The organism is Allobosea sp. 05T433 (genome assembly GCF_056396065.1).
Map to the genome: position 1 here is coordinate 1 of NZ_JBFTKS010000082.1, position 3,266 is coordinate 3,266.

Here is a 3,266-nt window from a genome sequence, read left to right on the forward strand (position 1 = left end):
TCCTGGGACGCATGTCGGGACGGGGCTGAGCGATGTCCTGATCGGGGCAGCGGGGGCGGACAACCTGATCGGCCAGGGCGGCGACGATGTCCTGATCGGTGCGGGCGGCGACGACACGATCTCGGCGGGCGATGGCAACGACTTCGTCGATGCCGGGGAGGGCCGTGACGTGGTCTTCGGCGGGGCCGGCGACGACGTGCTGCTTGGCGGGGCTGGCAACGACCTGATCGATGGCGAGGCCGGCAACGACCGGATCTTCGGTGGCACGGGCGACGACCGGATCACGGCCGGGGCCGGCGACGACACTGTGGTGGCGGGTGCGGGCAACGATGTGATCGTGGCTGCGGTCGGTGACGGCAACGACGTCTATTTCGGCGATGACAGCGACGGCGGCACGGGCATCGACACGCTCGACATGTCGGCGATCACGGCGAACCTGACGGTCGATCTCGGCAACGGCCTGCTTGGACGCGGCAGCGCGGTCAGCACGCAAACCGGCAGCGACACGCTCTGGAGCATCGAGAACGTCGCGACCGGTTCGGGCAACGACACGATCACGGCCAGCGCGGCGGTGAACGTGATGGAAGGCGGGGCGGGCAACGACACCTTCCGCTTCGAGAGCAAGGAAGCGGCGGATGGCGACACTATCCTCGATTTCGAGCCTGGCGATAAGCTCGACCTCTCCGGCATCGACGCCAATGGCGCGCTCGCCGGCAACCAGAGCTTCACCTTGACCAACGGCCCGGCCTTCACCGCCACGGCCCAGCTGGTGGTCGCCTACGAGACCCGGGCCGACGGCGACTACACCGTGGTCAAGGGCAATGTCGACGGCGACGCCGATGCCGACTTCCAGATCAACCTGAAGGGCAGCCACACCCTGACCGGCAGCAACTTCAGCTTCTAGAAGCCGCGCCTTTTCGGCCGGCGGGCCCCGTGCCCGCCGGCCGGCACTCCCTTCCTGCACCGCCTTCCTGCCGACTGCTTCTCCTTTTGACGGTTTGCGATCATGGCACCTTCCAAGGCACAGACCTCCGCCCGCAAGCGCGATGCCGCCAGGCTGACGCTCGGCTTCCGCTCGGCCTTCCTCTTCCTGTTTGCGGTCTCGGGGCTGATCAATGTGCTGGCGCTGACCGGCTCATTCTACATGCTGCAGGTCTATGACCGGGCCCTGACCTCGGGCAGCGTCCAGACGCTGGCGGCGCTCTCGGCGCTGGCGATCGGGCTCTATTTGTTCCAGGGCGCCTTCGACGTGATCCGCTCGCAGGTGCTGGTCCGRGTCGGGGCCCGGCTCGACAAGGATATCGCGCCGCTGGCGCACCGGGTGGCGATCGACATGCCGCGYTTCGGCTTTTCGAGCACCGAGGCGCTGGAGCGCGGGCGCGATGTCGACACGGTGCGCGGCTTCCTCGGCAGCCAGGGGCCGGGCGCGCTSTTCGACCTGCCCTGGATCCCGCTYTATCTCGCCTTCGCCTATTTCCTGCACCCCTGGCTCGGCGCGCTGACGCTGGCGGGCGCCGTGGTGCTGACCCTGCTGACGGTGGCGAGCGAGATCCTGACCCGCCGGCTCAACGGSACGACGCGCCAGGCGGCGATCACCCGCGGCGCGATCGCCGATTCCAATGCCCGCAATGCCGAGGTGCTGAAGGCGATGGGCTTTGCCGACCGGGCGGTCGAGCGCTTCAACCTTGCCAACCGCGARCATCTGGCGCTGCAGACCAAGGCCAATGACCTCGGCGGCAGCCTGGGCGCGGTCTCGCGCGTGCTGCGCATGATCCTGCAATCGGCGATCCTCGGGATGGGCGCCTATCTGACGATCAAGGGCGAGCTCTCGGCCGGGGCGATCATCGCCTCCTCGGTCGCCTCGTCGCGGGCGCTGGCGCCGGTCGATCTCGCGATCGCCAACTGGAAGTCCTTCGTCGCGGCACGCGCCGCCTTCCAGCGCCTGCGCGAGACGGTGGTGGCGCTGAGCCAGGCKGTGGTGCCGATGCAGCTGCCGGCGCCGGTSGGCGCGCTCAAGGTCGACAAGATCACGGTYGCCGCCCCGGTCTCGGGCCAGGTCCTGCTCAGCGAGGTCGGCTTCGACCTGAAGGCCGGCACGGCGCTYGGCCTGATCGGCCCGAGCGGCGGCGGCAAGACGACGCTGGTGCGGGCCCTGACCGGGATCTGGCCGTGCCTGCGCGGCTCGGTCCGGCTCGACGGCGCCGAGCTGGCGCAATGGCCGGAGGCCAGCCTCGGGCGCTTCATCGGCTATCTCCCGCAGGAGGTCAGCCTGCTCGATGCCAGCGTCGAGGAGAACATCTCGCGGCTCTCGGCTGAGAGCGACGCCGCCGGGGTCGTGGCGGCRGCCAAGGCGGCCGGCATCCACGAGATGATCGTGCGKCTGGCCGATGGCTACCAGACCCAGCTCGGGCCGCARGGCGCGGCGCTCTCGGCCGGCCAGCGCCAGCGCATCGGCCTGGCGCGGGCGCTCTACGGCAACCCCTTCCTGGTCGTMATGGACGAGCCGAACTCGAATCTCGACGGCGAGGGCGAGAGCGCGCTCAAGGCGGCGATCGAGACGGTCAAGGAGCGCGGCGGCATCGCGATCATCGTGGCGCACCGGCCGAGCGCGCTCGCCGCCGTCGACTTCGTCGGCGTCATCCAGAACGGCAAGCTCGCCGCCTTCGGGCCGCGCAACGAGATCCTGACCCCGGCGACGACGCAGGTCGCCCCGGCCAGCACGCCGGCAGCACCGCTGCGGATGCCGCAGGCCAGTCCYATCGCAGCTCCCTTCAAGCCTGCGCAYGAACGGGTGTCGGCATGATCGAGATCARRACCCTCAAGGCCCCGGCGCCGGGCGCGCCSTCCGCGGAGCAGAGCTACCGCAAGATCACCGACGAGGACGCGGCGCCGTCGTCGCGCTGGCCGGCGCTGGTCGTGCTCGCGCTGACCGCGGTCGCGATCTACGTCAAGAGCCTCTTCCCCAGCCACGCCAAGTCCGATCTCGGTCCGCCCACYGAGMCCCCGGGCGAGGATGCGGCTGGGGGAGGCCCCTCGAGGCAGGCGCAGGCCGAGGAGGCGGACAAGGAGGCCGAGGACGAGACCGGMGCRATCAAGAAAGGGCCCGAGGACGACCCGGCGCTCGGCTCCGGCGGCCAGGCTGTCGGCACGGCCGGGCTTGCCGCCTTCCTCGGCATCGATTCCCCGCCGATCGACTATGAGCAGCTGCCGCTGCGCCGCTTCTCGCCGGCCAAGCTCGAGGATGTCTTCGGCGATCCGGCGAGCAA

General features: G+C 70.1%; 3 protein-coding genes. All 3 read left to right on the forward strand.

The window, feature by feature from the left end; translation table 11 throughout:
- Positions 1–904: calcium-binding protein (locus tag AC1DGP_RS34960; protein WP_476833261.1), on the forward strand; the 904-nt coding region annotated here is incomplete at its 5' end.
- A 102-nt stretch (positions 905–1,006) separates the two neighbouring features.
- Complete coding sequence (locus tag AC1DGP_RS34965; RefSeq protein WP_476833262.1) at positions 1,007–2,803, forward strand: type I secretion system permease/ATPase; 1,797 nt, start codon at positions 1,007–1,009, stop codon at positions 2,801–2,803.
- The coding region (locus tag AC1DGP_RS34970) for a hypothetical protein (RefSeq protein WP_476833263.1) at positions 2,800–3,266 on the forward strand (467 nt) is incomplete at its 3' end. The genes AC1DGP_RS34965 and AC1DGP_RS34970, both read left to right, overlap by 4 nt.